Annotated in this window: 1 protein-coding gene; it reads left to right on the plus strand. The window is 68.9% G+C overall.

Translation table 11 applies throughout. The annotated features are described in order from the left end of the window. On the plus strand, positions 1 to 486 hold a 486-nt coding region (locus ALMP_RS35015; RefSeq protein ID WP_264935803.1), incomplete at both ends, for a hypothetical protein.

The following is a 486-nucleotide window of genomic DNA, read 5'->3' on the forward strand; positions in this document are numbered from 1 at the left end:
GCGACGAGCGCGGGCAGTGGAAGTACACCTACACCCGCACCGGAAAGGTGCTCTCGGTCACCGATCCGACCGGTGCCCGCGCCGAGACGACCTACGACGACCTCGACCGCCCCGTCACCACCACCCAGATCGAGCGCAAGCCCCTGCCCGGCGCCTTCACCACCCGCAACGAGTACGACGACGCGGGCAACGTGGTGAAGCAGACCTCGCCGGGCGGCGCGGTCAGCCAGTACACCTACGACGGGCTCAGCCAGCTGACCAGGCTGCAGGAGGCCAGCGGCGCCATCACCCAGTTCGGGTACGACGCCTCGGGCCGTGAGGTGCGCCGCACCGACGGCATGGGCCGCACCTCGGCGAAGATCTACGACCAGCTCGGCCAGCTCGTCCAGGACCAGGACCTGGACCCGGTCAACAGCCAGCTGCGCAAGGTGAGTTACACCTACGACAAGGCGGGCAACCTGGCCACGTCGACCAACCCGCTGAACC

Source organism: Streptomyces sp. A012304 (assembly GCF_026008495.1).
Classification (GTDB): domain Bacteria; phylum Actinomycetota; class Actinomycetes; order Streptomycetales; family Streptomycetaceae; genus Streptomyces.